Raw genomic sequence first — 20,896 nt, 5'->3', positions numbered from 1 at the left:
AGATCCGGCCGGCGCTGGTCCGCAAATGATCTTCCGCATCCTGGAAGAGCAATACGGCGCCAAGCTGGCCGCCGAGAAGGCCGCCAAAGCGCAGGCCGCGCCCAGCGCTGCCGCTGATCGCCGTTACATGCAGCTGGCGCTGACGCTGGGCCGCCGCGGGCTCGGCCGCACCGGTACCAACCCGGCGGTCGGCGCGGTGCTGGTCAAGGACGGCGCCATCGTCGGCCGCGGCTGGACGCAGGACGGCGGCCGGCCGCATGCCGAAGTCGAGGCGCTGCGTCGCGCCGGTGACGCCGCGCACGGCGCGACGCTGTACGTCACGCTGGAGCCGTGCTCGCATCATGGCCGTTCGCCGCCCTGCGCCGACGCGGTGATCGCGGCCGGTGTAATGCGGGTGGTCTCCGCGATCGAAGACCCGAATCCTCTGGTCGGCGGCCAGGGCCACGCCCGGCTGCGCGCCGCCGGCATCGCGGTCGACGTCGGGCTGTGCGCCGAAGAGGCCGCGTGCGATCACGCCGGGCATCTGCTGCGGGTGCGCGAGCAGCGGCCGCATGTCGTGCTCAAGCTGGCGGTCTCGGCCGATGACAAGATCGCCGCCGCCGGCCGGAAGCCGGTGGCAATCACCGGCGAAGCGGCGCGAGCCCGGGTGCATCTGCTGCGCGCTCAGTCGGACGCGATCCTGGTCGGCATCGGCACAGTGCTGGCCGACGATCCGGAGCTGACCTGCCGGCTGCCCGGGATGGCGGCGCAATCGCCGATCCGCGTCGTGCTCGATCGCAGTCTGCGCATCCCCAGCGACAGCAAGCTGATACACTCGGCGCGGCAGACGCCGTTGTGGCTGATGGCCTCGGAGATTGCCGAAGCCGCCGCCGCGATGCGGCTGGGCGCGGCAGGCGCTGAAGTGATCCATGTCGCCGACTGTGCCGAGACACCCGGGCTGGCGCTGCCGGCGGTGCTGCGGGCGCTGTCGGACAAAGGTGTAACGCGGCTGCTTGTCGAAGGCGGTGCGCAGGTTGCGCGGGCGGTCGTCGCCGGCAAGCTCGCCGACGAGATTTGGCTGCTGCGCGGCCCGGCGCCGATCGGCGAGGGCGGGATCAAGGCGCTGGACGGCCTGCCGCTGACCGCGATTACCGACGTGCCGGGTTGGCGCGAACGCAGCTCCGAGCGCGTCGGCGACGACACGCTCACCATCTATGACCGGACCTGAGAGGCCTGCATGTTCACCGGCATCGTCACCGACATCGGCGAGATCGAAACCGTCAAGCCGGTCGCGCAGGGCCAGCTGCACCGGCTGCGCATCCGCTGCGCCTACGACCAGTCGTCGATCGTCGACGGCGCGTCGATTGCCTCGAACGGCATCTGCATGACCGTGGTCGGCTCGGGCGTCGAGGGCGGCAAGACCTGGTACGAGGTCGACGCGGGTGCCGAGACGCTGGCCAAGACCACTGCAAATGGGTGGGCGGTCGGTACCAAGCTCAATCTCGAGCGCGCGCTGAAGATCGGTGACGAACTCGGCGGCCATATCGTTACCGGCCACGTCGACGGCATCGCCACCATCGTGACCCGCGAGGAGCTGCCCGACATGGCGCGGTTCACACTGGAGACGTCGCGCGAACTGGCCCGCTTTATCGCGCCAAAAGGCTCGGTGACGCTCGACGGCACCTCGCTGACGGTCAACACGGTCGAGGACACCAAATTCTCGGTGCTGATCATCCCGCACACGCTGTCGGCCACTATCCTGGGCGGCTGGCAGGTCGGCAGCCTGGTCAATATCGAAGTCGACCTGATGGCGCGCTATGCAGCGCGGCTCAGCGAGATGAAATAGGCGGCAGCAGACGTCAGGACGTCATGCGCGGGCTTGACCCACGCATCCATCCTCTTAACAACAACGCGTCCATCGTCTTGCGACGACGATGGGGTGCCGGGGCGAGCCCGGCAATGACGACAAACACCAGGATTTGAGAATGGCAGACGCGCGGCGCGCTCCCTTGAAAGACCAGACCGACATTTCGGGCGCGCGCGTCCTGATCGTCGAGGCGCGGTTTTATGACGACATCCAGGACGCGTTGCTGGACGGCGCCGTTGCCGAACTGAAGGCGGCCGGCGCCAGCCACGACGTCATCACCGTGCCCGGCTCGCTGGAAGTGCCGGCGGCGATCGCGATTGCGATCGATGCCGCCGAAGCGGCCGGCAAGCCTTACGATGCGGCGATCTCGCTCGGCTGCGTGGTGCGCGGCGAGACGATCCATTTCGAGATCGTGTCGATGGAGTCGGCACGGGCGCTGATGGAGCTGTCGGTCTCCCGCAAATTCCCGCTCGGCAACGGCATCATCACCGTCAACAACGACGAGCAGGCCTGGGCGCGTGCCAAGCCCGGCGATCTCAACAAGGGCGGCGACGCCGCGCGCGCCGCGCTGGCGATGCTGCGGATCAAGCGCCGGCTGGCAAAGGCCTGACCATGGCCGAGCAACCTCGCAAACCGTTTCGGCCGCAGCCCAAACCGGGCGAGCGTAAAGCCAACCGGCGCGGCGCGGCGCGGCTTGCTGCCGTGCAGGCGCTGTACCAGATGGATGTCGGCGGCGCCGGAATCAACGACACCTTCGCCGAATTCGAGAGCCACTGGATCGGCAACGAGGTCGAGGGCGAGCAGTATCTGCCGGCGGAGGCCGCGTTCTTCCGCGACGTCGTGTCAGGCGTGGTGCGCGACCAGAAGCAGATCGATCCGATGATCGACGACGCGCTGGCCAAGGGCTGGCCGCTGGTTCGGATTACCGCCATCCTGCGCGCCGTGATGCGCGCGGGCGCCTATGAGCTCGAGCACCGCAAGGATATCCCGGCGCGGGTCGTCGTCTCCGAATATGTCGACGTCGCCAACGCCTTCGTCGAAGCCGACGAGACCGGCATGGTCAACGCCGTGCTGGACATGATTGCGCGTCAGTTTCGAGCGGACGAATTTACGCGCTAGTTAGCCGCGGACTTCGCCTGCGGCTCTCGCAGTGAGCCACGAAGGGTGACAGCCGGGAGCGCGGAGCCCATCGTTGGAGGCCGCCACTTTGCGGGAGCGCCTCGGGATGGCGCCTGGCAAATTTCGGCGATGGATGACTCACAAACGTGGCGTGGAAGGTTGTTACTTCGATGTCCTCCGGTGAAGACGACCTGATCGCCCGTTACTTCAAGCCGCTCGCGACCGATCCCGGAGCGCGGGGGCTGGTGGATGACGCGGCTGTGCTGGCCGCCTCCGGCAGCGACCTCGTGCTGACCACCGACGCGATCGTCGAAGGCGTGCATTACCTGTCCGACGATCCGCCCGCCGCAATCGCCCGCAAGGCGCTGCGGGTCAATCTATCCGACCTCGCCGCCAAAGGCGCGACGCCGGCCGGCTTCCTGCTGACGCTCGCGCTGCGGAACGCCGACGAGTCGTTTCTTGCCCCGTTTGTTGAGGCTCTGGGGCGGGACGCCGCGGCCTATGGCTGTCCGTTGCTCGGCGGCGACACGGTATCGACGCCGGGGCCGATGATGATCTCGGTCACCGCGTTCGGCCGCGTTCCGCCGGGCGCGATGGTCCGCCGCGACGCGCTGCAGCCGGGCGATCGCATCGTCGTCAGCGGCACGATCGGCGATGCAGCGCTCGGGCTCGACCTATTGCAGGGACGCGCCACGGCCGCGAACGAGCATGACCATGCATTCCTGATCAACCGCTACCGCGAGCCGCAGCCGCGCTCGGCATTGGCTCAGGCCGTGCGCGATCATGCGCGCGCCGCGATGGATATTTCGGATGGGCTCGCGGGCGATCTTGCCAAGATGTGCGCGGCCTCCGGCGTCACCGCGACGCTACAGGCCGATGCCGTTCCTGTGTCGTCGGCGGCGCGTACACTGATCAGCAGCGGCGCTGCTGCACTGCAACGCATTCTCAGCGGCGGCGACGATTACGAACTACTTTGTGGCATCGCAGCAGAACAACTCGAGTCGTTCCTTGCTGCGGCGCAACGATCAGCAGTTCCGGTCGCCGTCATCGGCACCGCGGCGGAGGGAACTGCTGCACCGCGATGGCTTTCTGCGAGCGGTTGTGAAGTTTCGCTGACAGCGCTGTCGTACAGTCATTTCTGATGCTTAGTGACAGATAATCGCAAGCTCGGCGATCATTTGGAATTTGTCCGAGGCTGCGGGAAAAGCTCGCGTTAGTCCCTTCGCAGCGATTGCGGAGCAACCGTGATTGCGGCAAGGTTCGCGGCGATTTGAGGCTGCCCCGGGAAGAGGGCAGGCCATCTTGTTGCGCGCCCGCATCGCTCCCGCGTTGCAGGCACGGGGGTGAAACTCGGGACTGAGGCATCAGGGAATGACAGCATTGTGGGTGATCGTGCTCTGCGGAGCGCTTTCGATCGTATACGCTATCTGGGCGACCTCGTCGGTGCTCGCGGCCGATCAGGGCAACGCGCGGATGCAGGAAATCGCAGGTGCGGTCCGCGAGGGCGCGCAGGCCTATCTGAAGCGTCAGTACATGACGATCGGCATCGTCGGCATCGTCATCTTCGCGCTGCTCGCTTACTTCCTGGGCATCCTGGTGGCGATCGGCTTCGCGATCGGCGCAATCCTGTCCGGCGCGGCCGGCTTCATCGGCATGAACGTCTCGGTCCGCGCCAACGTCCGGACCGCTCAGGCGGCGACCACGTCGCTCGCCGGCGGCCTCGAGCTCGCCTTCAAGGCCGGCGCGATCACCGGCCTCCTGGTGGCGGGTCTCGCGCTGCTCGGCGTCACCTTGTACTTCATCTACCTGATCCACTTCGCCGGTCTCGCGCCGCGCGACCGCACCGTGATCGACGCGCTGGTGGCGCTCGGCTTCGGCGCTTCGCTGATCTCGATCTTCGCCCGTCTCGGCGGCGGCATCTTCACCAAGGGTGCGGACGTCGGCGGCGACCTCGTCGGCAAGGTGGAAGCCGGCATTCCGGAAGACGATCCGCGCAACCCCGCCACGATTGCGGATAACGTCGGCGACAACGTCGGTGACTGCGCCGGCATGGCCGCGGACCTGTTCGAGACCTATGCGGTGACCGCGGTCGCCACCATGGTGCTGGCGGCGATCTTCTTCGGCGCGGCTTCGCCCGAACAGCTGCAGAGCGTGATGACGCTGCCGCTGGCCATCGGCGGCATCTGCATCCTGACCTCGATCGCCGGTACTTTCTTCGTCAAGCTCGGCGCCTCGCAGTCGGTCATGGGCGCGCTGTACAAGGGCCTGCTCGCCACCGGCGCGCTGTCGCTGGTCGGCGTCGGCATCGTGATCTTCGCGCTGGTCGGGTTCGGTCAGCTTCCCGGCGTCAGCTACAGCGGCCTGTCGCTGTTCCTGTGCGGCGTGGTCGGTCTCGCGGTGACCGGCCTGATCATCTGGATCACCGAATACTACACCGGCACCGACTATCGCCCGGTGAAGTCGATCGCGCAGGCCTCGGTCACCGGTCACGGCACCAACGTCATCCAGGGCCTCGCCATCTCGATGGAAGCCACCGCGCTCCCGGCGCTGGTGATCATCGCCGGCATCCTGGTGACCTACAGCCTGGCGGGCCTGTTCGGCATCGCCATCGCCACCACCACGATGCTGTCGCTGGCCGGCATGATCGTGGCGCTCGACGCCTTCGGCCCGGTCACCGACAACGCCGGCGGTATCGCCGAAATGGCCGGCCTGCCGAAGGAAGTGCGCAAGTCCACCGACGCGCTCGACGCCGTCGGCAACACCACCAAGGCGGTGACCAAGGGCTATGCGATCGGCTCCGCCGGTCTCGGCGCCCTGGTGCTGTTCGCGGCCTACAATGAAGATCTCAAGTTCTTCATTGCGCAGAAGTCGCCGTACTTCGTCGGTGTCGCGCCGGACTTCTCGCTGAACAATCCCTACGTCGTGGTCGGCCTGCTGTTCGGCGGCCTGCTGCCGTATCTGTTCGGCGCGATGGGCATGACTGCGGTCGGCCGCGCCGCCGGCGCGATCGTCGAGGAGGTGCGCCGGCAGTTCCGCGAGAAGCCGGGCATCATGCAGGGCACCGACAAGCCGGACTACGGCAAGGCGGTCGACCTGCTGACCCGCGCGGCGATCAAGGAGATGATCATCCCGTCGCTGCTGCCGGTGCTGTCGCCGATCGTGGTGTACTTCGCAATCTACGCCATCGCGGGCGGCGGCGCGGCCGGCAAGTCGGCGGCGTTCTCGGCAGTCGGCGCGATGCTGCTCGGCGTCATCGTCACCGGCCTGTTCGTCGCAATCTCGATGACCTCGGGCGGCGGCGCCTGGGACAACGCCAAGAAGTATATCGAGGACGGTCATTTCGGCGGAAAGGGCTCGGATGCCCATAAGGCCGCGGTGACCGGCGACACCGTCGGCGATCCCTACAAGGACACGGCGGGCCCCGCCGTGAACCCGATGATCAAGATCACCAACATCGTGGCGCTCTTGCTGCTGGCGATCCTGGCGCACTGAGCTTCGGACCGGTTGGTCCAACACAGAACCCCGCGGCGTGAGCCGCGGGGTTTTTGCTTTCATGGATCTGCACCGGTCTTCTTGCTCGGTTTGCTCCAGGGCCCGAACCTTCTGCTCGGCTCGACTGAACCTCTCGGAACCGGGTGCGTTAGCTGTGACCAACTTTCGAGAGGACGATCAGATGAGCGGCGTAAGCGGAATCAAGGAGCATATGGAAGTCATCGGTGCCGACGGCGTGCATGTCGGCACCGTCGACAAGATCGAGGGCAACCGGATCAAGCTGACCAAGAAGGACAGCGGCGAGGGCAGCCACAAGGGCCATCACCACTTCATCGACGGCGGCTTGGTCGCCGAGGTCGAAGGCGGCAAGGTTCGGCTGTCGGCCAATGCCAACGTTGCGGTGTCGATGGAGCAGGAAAAGTAAGCTACGAGTCTCGCTGCAACATCAGGCAACGGTTCGACACAAACCCCGCGGCGCGAGCTGCGGGGTTTTTCGTGCGCGGGGACGTGAGAAAGGAGGACCTGTGAGAAGACCGCAGCCCGTCTTGCGCGACGTCCCGAAGCGTGAATGTGTGGCGAATCTTCCGGGCGGCTCGCTCTCGCTTTGCGCGAGGCTCCGACCTCTGGAAAACAGATCGTGTGCCGCAGCGGTGGTCACGGCCGATTCAACAACTTCAATGGAGCCTTCGAATGTCTCTTTCGTCTGCCAAGAATTACGCGTTGCGGGCCGCCAAGGCGCAGGACCAGAAGGAGGCAATCGAATTGCTATCGAAGGCTATCCTCGAATTGGCGAGTTCGATCGAGACCACCGACGCCAAGATCAAGAAAATCAACAAGTCGTCGTAAGCCGGCGAGCTTGGGGACGAATCGGCGAAGTGCGCGCGGTGCGATGCCGCACCCTTGGCTTTTGCATTGCGAAAGGTAAATTTTGACCGCCTTTGAGCGCAGGTTCCAATGCGGAGGCGGGTTCAAGCGTGACGACCAAAAGCGGGATACTGGAGGCGAACGGGCTCCGTTTCGCGATCGACGAGGCGGGGACAGGCGACACGACGGCACTGCTGCTGCACGGTTTTCCGGAAGCGCGGCAGTCGTGGTCGCGACAGCTGCCATTCCTGGCGAAGCTCGGCTGGCGTGCCGTGGCGCCGGACCAGCGTGGTTATGGCAGTTCGAGCCGGCCGCCCGGGCAGGCGGCCTATCATCTCGACCATCTGACCGACGATGTCGCGGCGATGTTCGCCGCGCTCGGTGGCAAACGCCGGATCCTGATCGGCCATGACTGGGGCGGTGTGATCGCATGGCAGACCGCGCTGCGCGGCAAGGTCTCGCTCGACGCGCTGATCATCCTCAACGCGCCGCACCCCGACGTCTTCGCGCGGGTGCTGGCGGACGGTTGGACGCAGAAGCGCAAATCCTGGTACGTCGCGTTTTTCAAGCTACCCTGGCTGCCGGAATGGCTGATGACGCGCAATCACGGCAAGCCGCTGGCGCAGATGTTTCGCCAGCACAGCCAGACGATTTCCGATGCGCAGATCGACATCTATCGCCGCAACGTGATCCAGCCCGGCGCCGCGACCGCAATGATCAATTACTACCGGGCGAATTTCCCGGCGCTCGAACGCGGCGCCGGCACGCATCCGAAGCTCACCGTGCCAACGCTGCTGATCTGGGGCGAAGACGACCTCGCGCTCGACATCGCGCTGACGGAAGGCAACGAGCAGCACGTCACCGACTTCACGCTGCGCAAGCTGCCCGGCGTCTCGCATTGGGTGCAGCAGGACGCGCCGGATCGCGTCAACGAGCTGATCGCCGAATGGGCAAGGACCAAGGGGCTGGCGTAAGGCGACAGGCGCTCGCTCGCGGCGAAGCCGGGACGAACTCCGTGAGCGTCACCCGGGGTGCTAACGTAGCGGGTCTCGAAGGATGGCGCCCACCTACGCTTTGGCTTCATCCTTCTAGGTATCTGTCTCGCAGGTAGTACGACCCAGGGGGCAGCGTGGCGCTGGGGTGAGTGTAGCGGGAGAGCGATGTTAGCTGCGCCGGCGCAACTGCGGCGCGTTCGCGCTAACCTATAGCCCCGGCCGCCGCTACTTCACTTCCATCTTCAGCCCTTCGCGGTCGATGATGCCCTTGAACTTGGCAGTCTCGGCTTCGACGAATTGCTGGAATTGTTGCGGTGTGCCGTAGTCGGGGCGGGCGCCCATGGCGGCGATGTTCTTTTTGATGTCATCGCGCGCGAGGACGAGTTTGATCTGCTCGTTGAGCGCGGTGACGATCTCCGGGGATGCGCCCTTCGGCAGGAAGACGCCGAACCAGGACGATACTTCGAACTTGTCGAGCTCCGGCGCGCTCTCGCGCACGGTCGGCAGTTGCGGCGCCTGATCGCTGCGCTCGGCGGTGGTCACCGCGAGGCCGGTGAGCTTCCCGTCCTGGACCTGCGGCAGGCTGGGATAGAGGTTGTCGAACAGAATCTGGATGTCACCGGCCAGCGCCGCCTGCAGCGCAGGGCCGGCGCCGCGGAAGGGCACATGCGTCATTTTCAGCCCGGTGAGCTGCAGAAACCAGGCGCCGGTGAGATGCGGGCTCTGGCCAACGCCGGACGAGCCGTAGGTGAGCTTGTCGGGATTGGCCTTGAGAAAGGCGATCAGCTCCGGCACGGATTTGAGTCCGGTCGACGGATGCGCCGCGACGATGTTCGGAAGCCGGATCATGTTGGAGATCGGCAGCAACTGATCGGGCTTGTAGCTGAGGTTCTTGAAGATGCTGTAGGCGATCGCGTTCGGTCCGGGATTGCCGACCAGGATGGTGTGACCGTCACCCTTCTGCCGTGCCGCCTCCGCCGTGCCGATGGTGCCGCCGCCGCCGGAGCGATTCTCCACAACAATCGATTGGCCCCACGACGCCTGCAATTGCTGGCCGAGCAGCCGACCCATGACGTCGGTCGAGCCGCCGGCCGCGGCGGGCACGATAATCCGGATGGTTTCAGTCGGCCTCCAGTCGCCAAGCGCGCTGCGGGGCAGAATGGCGGCGGCCGAAAAAGCAGCGGCTCCGCCGAGAAGACGGCGGCGCGAGAGATGGGTCACGGCGTTAGCTCCCTGAGTTTTGTATTTTCAGGAAGCGTAGAGGCGGGGGCAGGTGGCGGCAAGCGCCACGCGGTCGCGGCGCCCGCTCATTCCGACTACGCGCGCCATGCCGGCGCGCGTTTTCCACTCAGCGGAAGCTGATCAACCTGAACAGCGGCGCCAGGTAACTCATCTCCTGACCGGAGGTCGGCGTGGTGCGGCTGATGAAGTCGAAGATCTTGCCGTCCTGCAGGCCGTAATTGGCGATGCGGCGGACCTGGCGGTTCTGGTCGAAGTAGATGGCGATCACGCGCTGATCGACGACCTTCTGCGGCATGAACGCGACAGGGCGCTCGGAGCGCTGCGAGATGTAGTAGAAAACCTCACCGTTCAGCGTGGCCACGGTCGAGGGCGTGCCCATCACGATCAGCACCTGATCCTGGCTGGCGCCGATCGGAATCTGTTCGAGCGCGCCGGTCGGCAGGATGTAGCCCTTCTGGAATTGCTCCGAGGTGCAGGCCGACAGGCCGGCGCCGAGCAGTCCCAGCGCGAGCGCTGGTCCGATGCCACGACGGACCGCCGCGCGTAGGCCGCCGCGACGGCTTCGTTCGATCGAATGTCTCATCCGAAAGCAGGCTCCATCCCCTTGCATCAGGCAAGGCGTTGACGTACCGGGCAGGCATTCGGATTGCAATCCCGAAGGGCCCGCGTCAGGAACCCGCAATGATCTGGCCGTTCAATCACTTCCGTCCGCCCCGGACGCCGTCGCGCGGCACCATCGAGGCGATCTATGGCATGATCGTGGCGCAGGCGCGAGAACCCGCGTTTTACCAGCAGTATGGCGTCGCCGACACGGTCAACGGCCGTTTCGAGATGATCGTCGTCCATCTCTGGCTGGTATTGCGCCGGATTCTCGCGATTCAAGACGCCTCGACCTTTGCACAGGCGCTGTTCGACTATTTCTGCAGCGACCTCGACGCCAATTTGCGCGAGCTCGGCGTCGGCGATTTGTCGGTGCCGAAACGCATGCAGGCGTTCGGCGAGGCGTTCTACGGCCGCTCCGCGGCGTACGATCTGGCGATGACCGAAGGCGAGGATGCGCTCGCAATGGCGCTCAACCGGAACGTTCTCGACGGCGCAGACATTGAAAATGCGCGCCGGCTGGCCTCCTATGTCCGCCAGACAATCGAGGTGCTGGACGGCATCGAGCCGGCCAGATTGCGCAGCGGCGAGTTGCGGTTTGCCGCGCCGGCCGCTGCCTGAGGCAAAGGATATCGAGATGAGCGGCGACAATCCCTGGCGCGAGCCGGTGGTGGTGATGCAGATTCCGGACACCGGATTGCATCGGCAGATCGAGGCGGACGAGCCGGTGCGCGCCGCGCTGGCGACGCTGGGTGAGCTCCGAGACATCAGCTCGGCGAAAGCCAGCTTCGATCTGGTGCCGCTGAGCGGCGGTCGCGTGCATGTCACCGGGCGGGTGCGGGCCACGGTCGGGCAGGTCTGCGTGGTGACGCTCGATCCGATCGACAGCACGATCGACGAAGCGGTCGATCTGATGTTCATGCCGCCGGAGCAGATTCGCGAACTGTCAGAGACCGTCGACGTTGACGGCGACCCCGCCCCCGGTGATCCGCCGGAGGCGATCGAGCGCGGCGTGATCGATCTCGGACGGGTTGCCGCCGATGCGCTGTTTCTCGGAATCGATCCGTATCCGCGCAAGCCCGAGGCGGTGTTCGAACCAGTCGTCGAAGCCGGCGATCCCGAGGAGCATCCGTTCGCCGCGCTCGGGGCGCTGAAAGCCTCAGCCAAGCCGGCGCGCAAACCGAAGGGCGATTAGCGAACGGCGTTTGCGCCAACGCGGAAGATTCGCATTACGCCGCTGTTCTCCGCCTGCCGGAATGCGACTTAAATCTGCCCGGTCAAGATGTTGTATCGGAGCCGGGAACGGCTATTGTCCGGCCCGATCAGGCGTGCGGCGCTGCACGCGCAAGTGCCTCAAGGCTTCGTGTCTGAGGGCATTTCCAAGTCGCGGCCAAGCGCTTCGGGCCGCAAGCGAACGGGTTTCCGAAACCGCATGCCCCAGAAGGTTCGAATCGCACTGGACGCCATGGGTGGTGATTTCGGTCCGTCGGTCGTGGTGCCGGGGGCCGCGATTGCGCTGGGCCGACATCCCGATGCTGAATTCCTGCTGTTCGGTGACAGCGCGACGATCGAAAAAGAGGCGGCCGCGCACCCGGCCTTGAAGAAAGCCTCGCGCGTCATTCACACCGACGTCGCGGTCTCGATGCACGACAAGCCGAGCCAGGCGCTGCGCCGTGGCCGCTACAAGTCATCGATGTGGCAGGCGATCGAAGCGGTGAAGAAGGGCGACGCTCACGTCGCCGTCTCCGCCGGCAACACCGGCGCATTGATGGCGATGGCGCGATTCTGTCTGCGCACGCTGCCCGGCATCGACCGCCCGGCGATCGCCGCGACCTGGCCGACGATGCGCGGCGATTCGGTGGTGCTCGATCTCGGCGCGACGATCGGTGGCGACGCGCATCATCTCAAGGCGCTGGCCGTTATGGGCGCAGCGATGGCAAGTGTGCTGTTCGATCTCGAGCGGCCGACCGTCGGCCTGCTCAATATCGGCGTCGAGGAAATCAAGGGCGGCGAGGAGATTCGCGAGGCGGCCGAGCTGCTCCGCGCCATGGATTCGCGGCGGTTCGAATTCGTCGGCTTCGTCGAGGGCGACGGCATCGGCAAGGGCGCCGCCGACGTGATTGTGTCGGAAGGCTTCTCCGGCAACATCGCCCTGAAGGCTGCGGAAGGAACAGCCCGCCAGCTGAGCGAGTATCTGCGCGCCGCGATGTCCCGGACCTGGCGTTCGAAGATCGGCTATCTTTTCGCCCGCGACGCCTTTAAGGCGCTCAAGGACAAGATGGATCCCAACAAGTCGAACGGCGGCGTCTTCCTCGGTCTTAACGGAATCGTGGTCAAGAGCCACGGCGGAACCAGCGCGGACGGCTTTGCCTATGCGGTCGATGTTGGATATGACATGGTCCGCTACGATCTCCTGACCAAGATCAATCAAACGCTCAATCGTGAAGCTGGCGCGCTGGTCTCGACGCCGCCCGCTCAGGAGGCTGTCTCGTGACTGTGGTACGTTCGGTTGTGCTGGGCTGCGGGGCTTATCTTCCGGAGCGGGTCCTCACCAACGCCGAACTGGCCGCGAAGGTTGACACTTCCGACGAGTGGATCGTGCAGCGCACCGGCATCCGGGAGCGCCACATCGCCGCCGAGGGCGAATACACTTCGCATCTCGCCACTAAGGCCGCGGAAGCGGCGCTCGCCAATGCCGGGATCGACGCCCAGTCGATCGACCTGATCGTGCTGGCGACCTCGACCCCGGACCACACGTTTCCGGCAACCGCGACCCAGGTTCAAGCCGCGCTCGGGATTCATCACGGCGTCGCGTTCGATATTCAGGCGGTGTGCTCCGGCTTTGTGTTCGCTGTGGCGACCGCCGATAACTTCCTGCGCGCCGGCTCTGCTAAGCGCGCGCTGGTGATCGGCGCCGAGACGTTCTCGCGCATTCTCGACTGGAATGATCGCGGCACGTGCGTGCTGTTCGGCGACGGCGCCGGCGCGATCGTGCTCGAGGCGCAGGAGGGCTGGGGCACCTCGGCGGACCGCGGCGTGCTGACCACGCATCTGCGCTCCGACGGCGCTCACAAGCACAAGCTCTATGTGGACGGCGGCCCGTCGACGACGCAGACCACCGGCCATCTGCGGATGGAAGGCCGTGAAGTGTTCAAGCACGCGGTCGGCATGATCACCGGCGTGATCGTCGATGCGTTCAACGCCAGCGGCACCAGCGCCGACAATGTCGACTGGTTCGTGCCGCATCAGGCCAACAAGCGCATCATCGATGCATCCGCGCAGAAACTACATATTGCACCGCAGAAGGTGGTGATGACCGTGGATCGTCACGGCAACACCTCGGCGGCCTCGATTCCGCTGGCGTTGGCCACCGCGGTGGCCGACGGACGCATCCAGAAGGGCCATCTGGTGCTGCTCGAAGCGATGGGCGGCGGCTTTACTTGGGGCGCTGCACTGCTGCGCTGGTAGTTACGCGTACAAATTTAACAGCATTTCCATCGCGTTCCGTGCTATTCTGAATGTTGGCGGAGGTTGACCGCCGATTGTTAAACCCTTAGTTTCAGCACGGATTTTTCATTTCGCCGTGAGGCGGGGCGGGCGATGACCGGGACCGGAAGAACAGTTACACGTGTCGATCTGTGTGAGGCCGTCTACCAGAAGGTGGGTTTGTCGCGCACGGAATCCTCGGCATTTGTCGAGCTGGTGTTGAAGGAGATCACCGACTGCCTGGAGAAGGGCGAGACGGTGAAGCTGTCGTCGTTCGGTTCGTTTCTGGTGCGGCAGAAGGGACAGCGGATCGGCCGCAATCCCAAAACCGGCACTGAAGTGCCGATCTCGCCGCGCCGGGTAATGGTCTTCAAACCGTCGGCGATCCTCAAGCAGCGCATCAATGCCAACGGCTCCGCAGGTGCGTCGGCATCCGCGAGCAGCGCGAGTGAGGACAAGACCGAGTCCGCCGGGTCGGCGTCGGGCACCTGACGAGGAGACTGCATTTGGACAAAGCGCCGGATGCATTCCGAACTATCAGCGAAGTCGCCGAGGAGCTCGACATTCCGCAGCACGTGCTGCGGTTCTGGGAGACGCGCTTCACCCAAATCAAGCCGATGAAGCGGTCGGGCGGGCGGCGTTACTACCGACCCGACGACGTCGATCTGCTCAAGGGCATCCGCCGTCTGCTCTACGGCGAGGGCTACACCATTCGCGGTGTCCAGCGCATCCTCAAGGAGCACGGCATCAAGTCGGTGCAGCGGCTCGCCGACAGCGAGGCGAGCGCGACCTTCGGCGCTGTCGAGGAAGCGATCGGCCGCACAGTGGCCGAGGAGGACTACGAGCCCGCCCTCGGCCACGGCATCGATCTCGACGACGATGATTATGAGGGCGAGGACGAAGGCCTCGACCTGCACGCCGCGATGGCCGAGCCGGACCTGCGCGCGGCGCCGGCACCAGCGCCCAGCCGTCCCGCACGGGAGGAGGCGCGGTCCGAGGCAAGGCGCGAACCGGCCTTCGGCACGTCCAAACGCGCCGCACCCGAGTTGGCCGAAGAGGTCGACGAGCCGGACTTCGATGCGTCCGTTCTGGACGAGCCGGACGACGTTCCCGGCTTCAAGCCCCACGACGACGAGGACGACGATCATCCGGTCCCGCCGAGGCGGCTGAAGCTACCGCCGCTCGATTTGCCGGCCTCACACGCCGCGCCGGCGCGCCCGGCCGTCGACCTGGCGCCGCTGCGGGCGGTGCTGCAGGACCTGATTGCCTGCCGCGAAGCGCTCGACGCCGTCATGAAGGACGGCTGAGACGGCGGCAGGTGGGGCGCCGGCTTGACGCGATTTGATGCCAGCCGCCTTGCGCCGCCGCCCAATCGCCGCTACAGCATCAGGGCCGAAACGGCATCGGAGCGTGGCGCAGCCCGGTTAGCGCACTAGTCTGGGAGACTAGGGGTCGAAGGTTCAAATCCTTTCGCTCCGACCATTTGCAGATCGTCCGTCGGGACGTCTGCCAACTCAGCATTCCTCTGGAGTCCGGACCGCTGCGTTCGATCGCAGCGTGACGTTTTGATCTCCAGCCTGCTGCCTGCCGCGCGACGCAATCACTGGCTCAGTACTCTGTCATGGCCGGGCGTGCCCCAGCCATCCACGCCTTTGGCAGCCACACCGCTGCCGGCATGAATGCCCGGCCGAGGCGGGGTGAGGTACGGGCGGATCCAATCGACCGACGTTTGGCAAGACTTTCGAGTTCAGCCGCTCGCTGATCGGCCTTCGCTACGACCCTTGCGTCTCGTCCATCGCCGCGCTGGCTGTGAGCCATTGCTCTTCCGCCTTATGCAGCGCCGCCTGCGCGTTGGCGCGGGCAGTAGAGAGCTGTGCGGCCTGTTTCGGATCGCGGGTGAACAGATCCGGGATCGCGAGTGCGGCGTCGATCTTTTCGATGATGCCTGTGATGCGTTCGATCTCGGACTCGGCGTCGGCGATCTGCTGTTTCAGCGGCACCGTCTTCTTCGGCCGCGGCTGGGCCGGCTTGGCGGCGGTGTTGCCGTCGCTGCGTTCCTTGGGGTCTCGCGCGGGGCGGCCGCCGCGCGACGACAGCACGGCGCGGCGATAATCGTCGAGATCGCCGTCATAGGGTTTGACCTTGTGGTCGGCGACGACCCAAAGCTGATCGGCGCAGGCGTCGATCAGATAGCGATCGTGCGATACCATGATCACCGCGCCGGGGAAGTCGTTGATCGCTTCGGCGAGCGCGGCGCGGCTGTCGATGTCGAGATGGTTGGTCGGCTCGTCGAGGATGATCATGTTCGGGCCGAAGAACGTCGCGAGCCCGAGCAGAAGCCGTGCCTTTTCGCCGCCCGACAGGCTCTTCACCAGCGTGTCGGCAGCCTTGCCGGAAAAGCCCATCGTGCCGGCGCGCGTCCGGACTTTGCTCTCCGGCGCGTCCGGCATCAGGCGGCGGATGTGATCGTAGGGCGAGCCGTCGGGATTGAGTTCGTCAAGTTGATGCTGGGCGAAGTATGCGACCGATAGTTTGTCGGCACGGGTCACCGAGCCGGAGAACGGCGCAAGCCGATCGGCCAACAGCTTCACCAGCGTTGACTTGCCGTTGCCGTTGGCGCCGAGAAGCGCGATGCGATCCTCGGTGTCGACGCGCAGCGTGACGTTGCGTAGCACCGGCTGTGCGCGATCGTAGCCGACCGTGACGTTATCGGCCGCGAGGATCGGCGGTGACAGCGTCTTCTCCGGCGGGGTGAAGACGATGTCCGGCACGTCGTCGCTGACGAGCCGCGTCACCGGCTTCATCTTCTCCAGCATCTTGACGCGCGACTGCGCCTGTCGCGCCTTCGAGGCCTTGGCCTTGAAGCGGTCGACGAAAGACTGCAGATGTTTCCGCCGTGCTTCCTCGCGCTTGGCGTTCTTGGCGTCGAGCGCCTCCTTGTTGGCGCGGAATTCCGCGTAGGCCGAGTAGGTGCCGCGGAAATGCACGAGTCGGCCGCGGTCGAGATGCAGGATCTCGTTGACCGAGGTGTCGAGCAGGTCGCGGTCGTGGCTGATGACGATGACCGTGCGCGGATAGTTGGCGAGGTGATCCTCGAGCCACAGCGTGCCTTCGAGATCGAGGTAGTTGGTCGGCTCGTCGAGCAGCAGCAGGTCGGGCGCCGCGAACAAAGTCGCCGCCAGCGCTACCCGCATCCGCCAGCCGCCGGAAAATTCCGAGCAGGAGCGCAATTGGTCGGCGGCCGAGAAGCCGAGGCCGCTGAGGATTGCGGCGGCACGCGCTGGTGCCGAATGCGCGTCGATATCGACCAGCCGGGTCTGGATCTCGGCGATGCGATGCGCATCGTGCGCCGTCTCCGCCTCCGCAAGGAGCGCGTGCCGTTCCAGATCCGCCTTCAGCACCACCTCGATCAGCGTCTCCGGTCCGTTCGGCGCCTCTTGCGCGAGGCTGCCGACCGTCCAGCGCGGCGGCATGGTGATGCGGCCGGTCTCGGTCGCCAGCTCGCCGCGGATGGCGTGAAACAGCGTCGACTTGCCGGCGCCGTTGCGGCCGATGAAGCCGACGCGTGCGCCCGGCGCGATCTGCACCGTGCTCTGGTCGATCAGCAGCCGTCCGGCGATCCGGACCGATATGTCGGAGAGGGTGAGCATGCCGCGTTTTGACCGGGACGGCGGCCAAAGGCAACCGGCGAGGGGGCAAATCTGGGGTCCGGCACGATTCTGCCGGCCCCCGCCGCCTCCGGCTTGCCGGACCGCGGCCGCGCCGATATAAGCCGCGCAACTCACTCCAGCCCTCACTTTCAAGGACCTTCCATGGCGATTCAGCGGACTTTCTCGATCCTCAAGCCCGACGCGACCGAGCGTAACATCACCGGCGCGATCAACGCCCTGATCGAAAAGGCCGGTCTGCGCATCGTCGCGCAGAAGCGGATCCACATGACCCGCGGCCAGGCCGAGACCTTCTACGCCGTGCACAAGGAACGCCCGTTCTTCGGTGAGCTGGTCGATTTCATGACCTCCGGCCCGGTCGTCGTGCAGGTGCTCGAAGGCGAGGGCGCGATCGCCAGGTATCGTGACGTGATGGGCGCCACCGACCCGTCGAAGGCCGCCGACGGCACCATCCGCAAGCTGCACGCCAAATCGATCGGCGAGAACTCGGTGCACGGCTCGGACGCCCCGGAAACCGCTGCAATCGAGATCGCGCAGTTCTTCGCCGGCAACGAAATCGTCGGCTGAAAGTTGTAACGACCATGGTCGCGGCCCGCTTATCGGCGGCCGCGGCCATTTTTCAAACGCGGTGAGGGGCTGTGGACTGGGTTCTGAGCATCTTTGATCCCGCAACTCTGTCGGGAATCGCCACCCAGTTCAAAAGCGACGTCCAGCAGCCCGCGTTCTGGCTCTCCGTCGGCAAGATCATCTGGATCAACGTGCTGCTCTCCGGCGACAACGCGCTGGTGATCGCACTTGCCTGCCGCGGCCTCAACGCGCAGCACCGCCTGTGGGGCATGATCCTCGGCGCCGGCGCCGCGGTGGTTCTCCGCATCATCTTCACCGGCATCGTCGCCACTCTGATGGAGTGGCCCTATCTGAAGCTGATCGGCGGTCTTGCGCTGCTGGTGATCGCCGCCAAGCTGCTTGTGCCTGAGAACGACGACGAGGACAGCGTCCAATCGGGCAAACATCTGTGGCACGCGGTGCAGATCGTCGTCGTTGCCGACATCATCATGAGTCTCGACAACGTTATCGCGGTGGCGGCCGCCGCAAATGGCAGCGTGCCGCTGCTCATCCTCGGGCTCGCGATCAGTGTGCCGATGATTGTGGCCGGTGCGGCGCTCATCATGCTGGTGCTGGAAAAGCTGCCGCTGTTGGTCTGGCTCGGCGCTGCGCTACTCGGCTGGATCGCGGGTGAAGTAATTGCGACCGATCCGGCGATACATCCGTTGATGAGCGCGTTCGATGGACCCGGTGCGCAGATCGACCGGCTGTTCCAGACGATCAAGCTCGCCACGGATTTCGCCGTGCCCGGAAATGTCGGGGAATATCTGTTTGCGCTGTGTGGCGCGGTGATCGTGCTGATCGCTGGGGCGATCTGGCGGCGGATGTCGCTCGGTGGCGACCAGGCCGCGAAGCCGACCTGACCGTCGTCAAGACCAAGAATTCAATCTCTCGGACAGAATGACCCGCGCCGCTATGCGGCGCGGGCGTTGGGTCTCAGGCAGTGCCGGCGATGATATCGCCGTGGCCGCCATGACCATGGCTGCAGTCGGCATGGCTGTGGCCGTCGTTGGATTGCTGTGTCCAGGCGTAGGCGTCTCGGACGATGCTGTAGCAATCGCAGGCACGGCTCTCAAGGCCCGGGCGGTCGATGACGCGAACCGCGCCGCGGGTCTTTTGGATGATGCCCTCGGTCTCGAATTGCAGCAACGCATTGGTGATGCTGGCCCGGCGTACGCCGAGGCTGGCGGCCAGCAACTCGTGGGTGATGTGAAGGACGTCGCTCTGGATGCGATCGTTGGCGAGCAGCAGCCAGCGCGCCAACCGCTGATTGATCTCGTGCCGCGCCGCACACAATACGCTCTGGGTGTTCTGTGCGATCAAGGCTTGGACGTAGCGCAACAGGTGCTCGCGGATATGAGGGCGGTCGGCGAGTACGGCGGTGAGATCTGCCGCCGAGATGCGCAACGCGTTTCCCGGCATCGATGCGATCGAGCGTTGCGAGGCGATGGAACTGCCGAGCACGACGGGAACGCCGACATAGCCGAACACACCGACCATCGCCGTCTCGACATAGTCGGTGCGGCTGCCGGCAACTTGCGAGACGAGGCCTTCCTCAATGAAGTGGACGTACTCGACGCGCCGATTGGCTTCTTGCAGCACGGTGCGCCCCCTGAAGTCGACGGAGCGGAGCATCGGCTGGAGAGCGATCAGATCATCCTGTGGCAGCTGCGCCAGGATGCGGTTCTTTACCGGAATAGGGGAACTTTGAATGTCGCTGGACACGATCAGGACGGTCTCCTTGCGCGCGGGTGAGTGGAGGGCGAAGGGAACCGGCGCAGCCGATTCATGAGCCGGACAGTAGTAAACTGTACGGTGCCTGAACATCGTGGCAGGTGTTCAAAATTGTCGCACGTGGTGGAACTCCTCGAAGCGGACGAGGCGGCATCTCTGCCTTCGGTGTGGGACGCAAGCGGCAAAGCGCCTGTTTTTCGGTCAGATCGAAGGGAAATGAGCTCGTGAGACGCGCTCATCGCTGAATTGCGGCGGAGCAACATAGCGGTGCGCCGACGAAGTAATCAGTTCAACTACTTCCCGCAACTATCCGGCGCTTATTTCTGCAGCACCCGCAAGACTTGCTATGCCGGAAAAATCGTGTTGCAATTGACGCGCATTCGGAGTTGGGCCGTTCGGCTTTGATGTTTCGCGACTTGGAAATTCAGCAGGCCTCGGTGTCGCCGTGTGTGGCGTGGCGCGCAGTTAGTGCGCCGCGTCTTTTTTATGTCCAGACAGGAGACAGGCGATGCAGAAGGGCACCGTCAAATGGTTCAATCCGACCAAGGGTTACGGCTTCATTCGTCCGACTACCGGTGACAAGGACGTGTTCGTCCATATTTCCGCGGTCGAGCGCGCCGGGCTGAGCACTCTCAACGAAAACCAGGCGATCGAATATGATCTCGTTGAAAATCGCGGCAAGACGTCTGCAGAGAATTTGAAGGTCTCCTAACAGGCTCGCTTAGCAAGCGCTCGGACCGTATCGCGGTCCGCAGCCAGTGCTCGGCGTTACGCCGGGACGATCAGCTCCTGGTCGGCGACGTCGTTCGAGGTCGATTTGCAGAGGTCGCCCTCGAAACGCGTACGGCCGGAAGCAACCAGCTCCAGCGCCTTCGGATAGATGCGATGCTCGACCGCGAGAACGCGCGCGGCGAGCGCCTCCGCAGTGTCGTCGTCGTGCACCGGCACCGCTCCCTGCATCACGATCGGACCGGCATCGGTTTCGGCGATGACGAAATGCACGGTAGCGCCGGAGATCTTGACTCCCGCGCGCAGCGCCTGGCCGTGAGGATCCAGGCCGGGGAACGACGGCAGCAGCGACGGATGGATGTTCAGCATCCGTCCGTACCAATGATTGACGAAGTCGGCGGTGAACAGCCGCATGAAGCCACCGAGGCAGATCAGCTCGATATAGCGCTCATCGAGCGCGGCCGGCAGCACGGCTTCGAAGCCGGCGCGGTCTTTGCCGAATGGCTTGCTCTCGA

At 65.2% G+C, this 20,896-nt stretch carries 23 protein-coding genes and 1 tRNA gene; 19 read left to right on the top strand and 5 right to left on the bottom strand.

Going from position 1 to position 20,896, the window contains the following annotated elements; all coding sequences use genetic code 11:
• The first annotated feature begins 25 nt into the window (after positions 1-25).
• The 9 genes from ribD to ACOJTD_RS11025 all read left to right on the top strand — a co-directional run bounded on the left by ribD (position 26) and on the right by ACOJTD_RS11025 (position 8,295).
• Entirely contained in the window at positions 26-1,207 is a 1,182-nt protein-coding gene (gene ribD, locus ACOJTD_RS11065) for a bifunctional diaminohydroxyphosphoribosylaminopyrimidine deaminase/5-amino-6-(5-phosphoribosylamino)uracil reductase RibD (RefSeq protein ID WP_420132966.1), read from the top strand.
• 9 nt (positions 1,208-1,216) lie between these two features.
• Complete coding sequence (locus tag ACOJTD_RS11060; protein ID WP_420132965.1) at positions 1,217-1,825, top strand: riboflavin synthase; 609 nt, start codon at positions 1,217-1,219, stop codon at positions 1,823-1,825.
• Positions 1,826-1,964: 139 nt separating this feature from the next.
• Positions 1,965-2,456 (top strand): 6,7-dimethyl-8-ribityllumazine synthase, encoded by a 492-nt coding sequence (gene ribH / locus ACOJTD_RS11055; RefSeq protein WP_420132964.1) that lies wholly within the window; start codon positions 1,965-1,967, stop codon positions 2,454-2,456.
• Between the two features lie 2 nt (positions 2,457-2,458).
• Positions 2,459-2,965, top strand: a complete 507-nt coding sequence (gene nusB, locus ACOJTD_RS11050) for a transcription antitermination factor NusB (protein WP_420132963.1) — start codon at positions 2,459-2,461, stop codon at positions 2,963-2,965.
• A gap of 170 nt (positions 2,966-3,135) precedes the next feature.
• On the top strand, positions 3,136-4,107 hold the full coding sequence (gene thiL, locus ACOJTD_RS11045; RefSeq protein WP_420132962.1) for a thiamine-phosphate kinase: 972 nt from the start codon (positions 3,136-3,138) through the stop codon (positions 4,105-4,107).
• A 229-nt stretch (positions 4,108-4,336) separates the two neighbouring features.
• Positions 4,337-6,457 (top strand): sodium-translocating pyrophosphatase, encoded by a 2,121-nt coding sequence (locus ACOJTD_RS11040; protein ID WP_420132961.1) that lies wholly within the window; start codon positions 4,337-4,339, stop codon positions 6,455-6,457.
• Positions 6,458-6,638: 181 nt separating this feature from the next.
• Positions 6,639-6,881: a DUF2171 domain-containing protein gene (locus ACOJTD_RS11035; RefSeq protein ID WP_420132960.1), complete on the top strand. Its 243-nt coding sequence runs from the start codon at positions 6,639-6,641 to the stop codon at positions 6,879-6,881.
• A 266-nt stretch (positions 6,882-7,147) separates the two neighbouring features.
• On the top strand, positions 7,148-7,303 hold the full coding sequence (locus ACOJTD_RS11030) for a hypothetical protein (protein WP_420132959.1): 156 nt from the start codon (positions 7,148-7,150) through the stop codon (positions 7,301-7,303).
• Positions 7,304-7,431: 128 nt separating this feature from the next.
• On the top strand, positions 7,432-8,295 hold the full coding sequence (locus ACOJTD_RS11025) for an alpha/beta fold hydrolase (RefSeq protein ID WP_420132958.1): 864 nt from the start codon (positions 7,432-7,434) through the stop codon (positions 8,293-8,295).
• A 246-nt stretch (positions 8,296-8,541) separates the two neighbouring features.
• Here ACOJTD_RS11025 and ACOJTD_RS11020 read toward each other — a convergent pair whose 3' ends face one another.
• Both ACOJTD_RS11020 and ACOJTD_RS11015 read right to left on the bottom strand, forming a co-directional pair.
• Positions 8,542-9,537, bottom strand: coding sequence for a Bug family tripartite tricarboxylate transporter substrate binding protein (locus ACOJTD_RS11020; protein WP_420132957.1), 996 nt, complete (start codon positions 9,535-9,537; stop codon positions 8,542-8,544).
• Positions 9,538-9,664: 127 nt separating this feature from the next.
• Positions 9,665-10,141, bottom strand: a complete 477-nt coding sequence (locus ACOJTD_RS11015) for an outer membrane protein assembly factor BamE (protein ID WP_420132956.1) — start codon at positions 10,139-10,141, stop codon at positions 9,665-9,667.
• 98 nt (positions 10,142-10,239) lie between these two features.
• Between ACOJTD_RS11015 and ACOJTD_RS11010 the strand changes: the two genes are divergently transcribed.
• The 7 genes from ACOJTD_RS11010 (at position 10,240) to ACOJTD_RS10980 (ending at position 15,126) form a co-directional block, all read left to right on the top strand.
• A complete protein-coding gene (locus tag ACOJTD_RS11010; protein ID WP_420132955.1) occupies positions 10,240-10,779 on the top strand; it encodes a ubiquinol-cytochrome C chaperone family protein in 540 nt (179 codons plus the stop codon).
• Positions 10,780-10,795: 16 nt separating this feature from the next.
• Positions 10,796-11,353: a YceD family protein gene (locus tag ACOJTD_RS11005; protein ID WP_420132954.1), complete on the top strand. Its 558-nt coding sequence runs from the start codon at positions 10,796-10,798 to the stop codon at positions 11,351-11,353.
• Positions 11,354-11,590: 237 nt separating this feature from the next.
• Positions 11,591-12,652 (top strand): phosphate acyltransferase PlsX, encoded by a 1,062-nt coding sequence (gene plsX, locus ACOJTD_RS11000; protein WP_420132953.1) that lies wholly within the window; start codon positions 11,591-11,593, stop codon positions 12,650-12,652.
• On the top strand, positions 12,649-13,626 hold the full coding sequence (locus ACOJTD_RS10995) for a beta-ketoacyl-ACP synthase III (protein WP_420132952.1): 978 nt from the start codon (positions 12,649-12,651) through the stop codon (positions 13,624-13,626). The genes plsX and ACOJTD_RS10995 overlap by 4 nt, the downstream gene beginning before the upstream one ends.
• A 132-nt stretch (positions 13,627-13,758) precedes the next feature.
• On the top strand, positions 13,759-14,136 hold the full coding sequence (locus tag ACOJTD_RS10990) for an integration host factor subunit alpha (protein WP_420132951.1): 378 nt from the start codon (positions 13,759-13,761) through the stop codon (positions 14,134-14,136).
• Between the two features lie 14 nt (positions 14,137-14,150).
• Positions 14,151-14,951, top strand: a complete 801-nt coding sequence (locus tag ACOJTD_RS10985; RefSeq protein ID WP_420132950.1) for a MerR family transcriptional regulator — start codon at positions 14,151-14,153, stop codon at positions 14,949-14,951.
• Positions 14,952-15,048: 97 nt separating this feature from the next.
• Positions 15,049-15,126, top strand: a tRNA-Pro gene (locus ACOJTD_RS10980).
• A 290-nt stretch (positions 15,127-15,416) separates the two neighbouring features.
• Here the strand turns inward: ACOJTD_RS10980 and ACOJTD_RS10975 are convergent.
• The gene (locus ACOJTD_RS10975; protein WP_420132949.1) at positions 15,417-17,294 is read right to left on the bottom strand and encodes an ABC-F family ATP-binding cassette domain-containing protein; all 1,878 of its coding nucleotides are present in this window, start codon (positions 17,292-17,294) and stop codon (positions 15,417-15,419) included.
• Between the two features lie 162 nt (positions 17,295-17,456).
• Here ACOJTD_RS10975 and ndk point away from each other — a divergent pair, with 162 nt between their 5' ends.
• The gene (gene ndk, locus ACOJTD_RS10970) at positions 17,457-17,879 is read left to right on the top strand and encodes a nucleoside-diphosphate kinase (RefSeq protein ID WP_420132948.1); all 423 of its coding nucleotides are present in this window, start codon (positions 17,457-17,459) and stop codon (positions 17,877-17,879) included.
• A gap of 71 nt (positions 17,880-17,950) precedes the next feature.
• Positions 17,951-18,781, top strand: coding sequence for a TerC family protein (locus ACOJTD_RS10965; protein ID WP_420132947.1), 831 nt, complete (start codon positions 17,951-17,953; stop codon positions 18,779-18,781).
• A 73-nt stretch (positions 18,782-18,854) separates the two neighbouring features.
• On the opposite strand, the gene ACOJTD_RS10960 is transcribed toward ACOJTD_RS10965, so the two are convergent.
• Positions 18,855-19,643, bottom strand: coding sequence for a Crp/Fnr family transcriptional regulator (locus ACOJTD_RS10960; RefSeq protein ID WP_420132946.1), 789 nt, complete (start codon positions 19,641-19,643; stop codon positions 18,855-18,857).
• 517 nt (positions 19,644-20,160) lie between these two features.
• Between ACOJTD_RS10960 and ACOJTD_RS10955 the strand changes: the two genes are divergently transcribed.
• Positions 20,161-20,364, top strand: a complete 204-nt coding sequence (locus tag ACOJTD_RS10955; RefSeq protein ID WP_420132945.1) for a cold-shock protein — start codon at positions 20,161-20,163, stop codon at positions 20,362-20,364.
• Between the two features lie 56 nt (positions 20,365-20,420).
• On the opposite strand, the gene purN is transcribed toward ACOJTD_RS10955, so the two are convergent.
• Positions 20,421-20,896 (bottom strand): phosphoribosylglycinamide formyltransferase (gene purN / locus ACOJTD_RS10950; protein ID WP_420132944.1); only part of this gene is annotated, 476 nt, incomplete at its 5' end.

The organism is Rhodopseudomonas sp. (assembly GCF_048594845.1).
In the GTDB taxonomy this organism is placed as follows: Bacteria; Pseudomonadota; Alphaproteobacteria; order Rhizobiales; family Xanthobacteraceae; genus Rhodopseudomonas.
This window is presented reverse-complemented; position numbering and strand designations above follow the sequence as displayed.

Excerpts from the sequence above, each read along its gene's own strand:
- ribD (WP_420132966.1), top strand. The coding sequence starts at position 26 with ATGATCTTCCGCATCCTGGAAGAGCAATACGGCGCCAAGCTGGCCGCC.
- ACOJTD_RS11060 (WP_420132965.1), top strand. The coding sequence starts at position 1,217 with ATGTTCACCGGCATCGTCACCGACATCGGCGAGATCGAAACCGTCAAG.
- ribH (WP_420132964.1), top strand. The coding sequence starts at position 1,965 with ATGGCAGACGCGCGGCGCGCTCCCTTGAAAGACCAGACCGACATTTCG.
- nusB (WP_420132963.1), top strand. The coding sequence starts at position 2,459 with ATGGCCGAGCAACCTCGCAAACCGTTTCGGCCGCAGCCCAAACCGGGC.
- thiL (WP_420132962.1), top strand. The coding sequence starts at position 3,136 with ATGTCCTCCGGTGAAGACGACCTGATCGCCCGTTACTTCAAGCCGCTC.
- ACOJTD_RS11040 (WP_420132961.1), top strand. The coding sequence starts at position 4,337 with ATGACAGCATTGTGGGTGATCGTGCTCTGCGGAGCGCTTTCGATCGTA.
- ACOJTD_RS11035 (WP_420132960.1), top strand. The coding sequence starts at position 6,639 with ATGAGCGGCGTAAGCGGAATCAAGGAGCATATGGAAGTCATCGGTGCC.
- ACOJTD_RS11030 (WP_420132959.1), top strand. The coding sequence starts at position 7,148 with ATGTCTCTTTCGTCTGCCAAGAATTACGCGTTGCGGGCCGCCAAGGCG.
- ACOJTD_RS11015 (WP_420132956.1), bottom strand. The coding sequence starts at position 10,141 with ATGAGACATTCGATCGAACGAAGCCGTCGCGGCGGCCTACGCGCGGCG.
- ACOJTD_RS11010 (WP_420132955.1), top strand. The coding sequence starts at position 10,240 with ATGATCTGGCCGTTCAATCACTTCCGTCCGCCCCGGACGCCGTCGCGC.
- ACOJTD_RS11005 (WP_420132954.1), top strand. The coding sequence starts at position 10,796 with ATGAGCGGCGACAATCCCTGGCGCGAGCCGGTGGTGGTGATGCAGATT.
- plsX (WP_420132953.1), top strand. The coding sequence starts at position 11,591 with ATGCCCCAGAAGGTTCGAATCGCACTGGACGCCATGGGTGGTGATTTC.
- ACOJTD_RS10990 (WP_420132951.1), top strand. The coding sequence starts at position 13,759 with ATGACCGGGACCGGAAGAACAGTTACACGTGTCGATCTGTGTGAGGCC.
- ACOJTD_RS10975 (WP_420132949.1), bottom strand. The coding sequence starts at position 17,294 with ATGCTCACCCTCTCCGACATATCGGTCCGGATCGCCGGACGGCTGCTG.
- ndk (WP_420132948.1), top strand. The coding sequence starts at position 17,457 with ATGGCGATTCAGCGGACTTTCTCGATCCTCAAGCCCGACGCGACCGAG.
- ACOJTD_RS10955 (WP_420132945.1), top strand. The coding sequence starts at position 20,161 with ATGCAGAAGGGCACCGTCAAATGGTTCAATCCGACCAAGGGTTACGGC.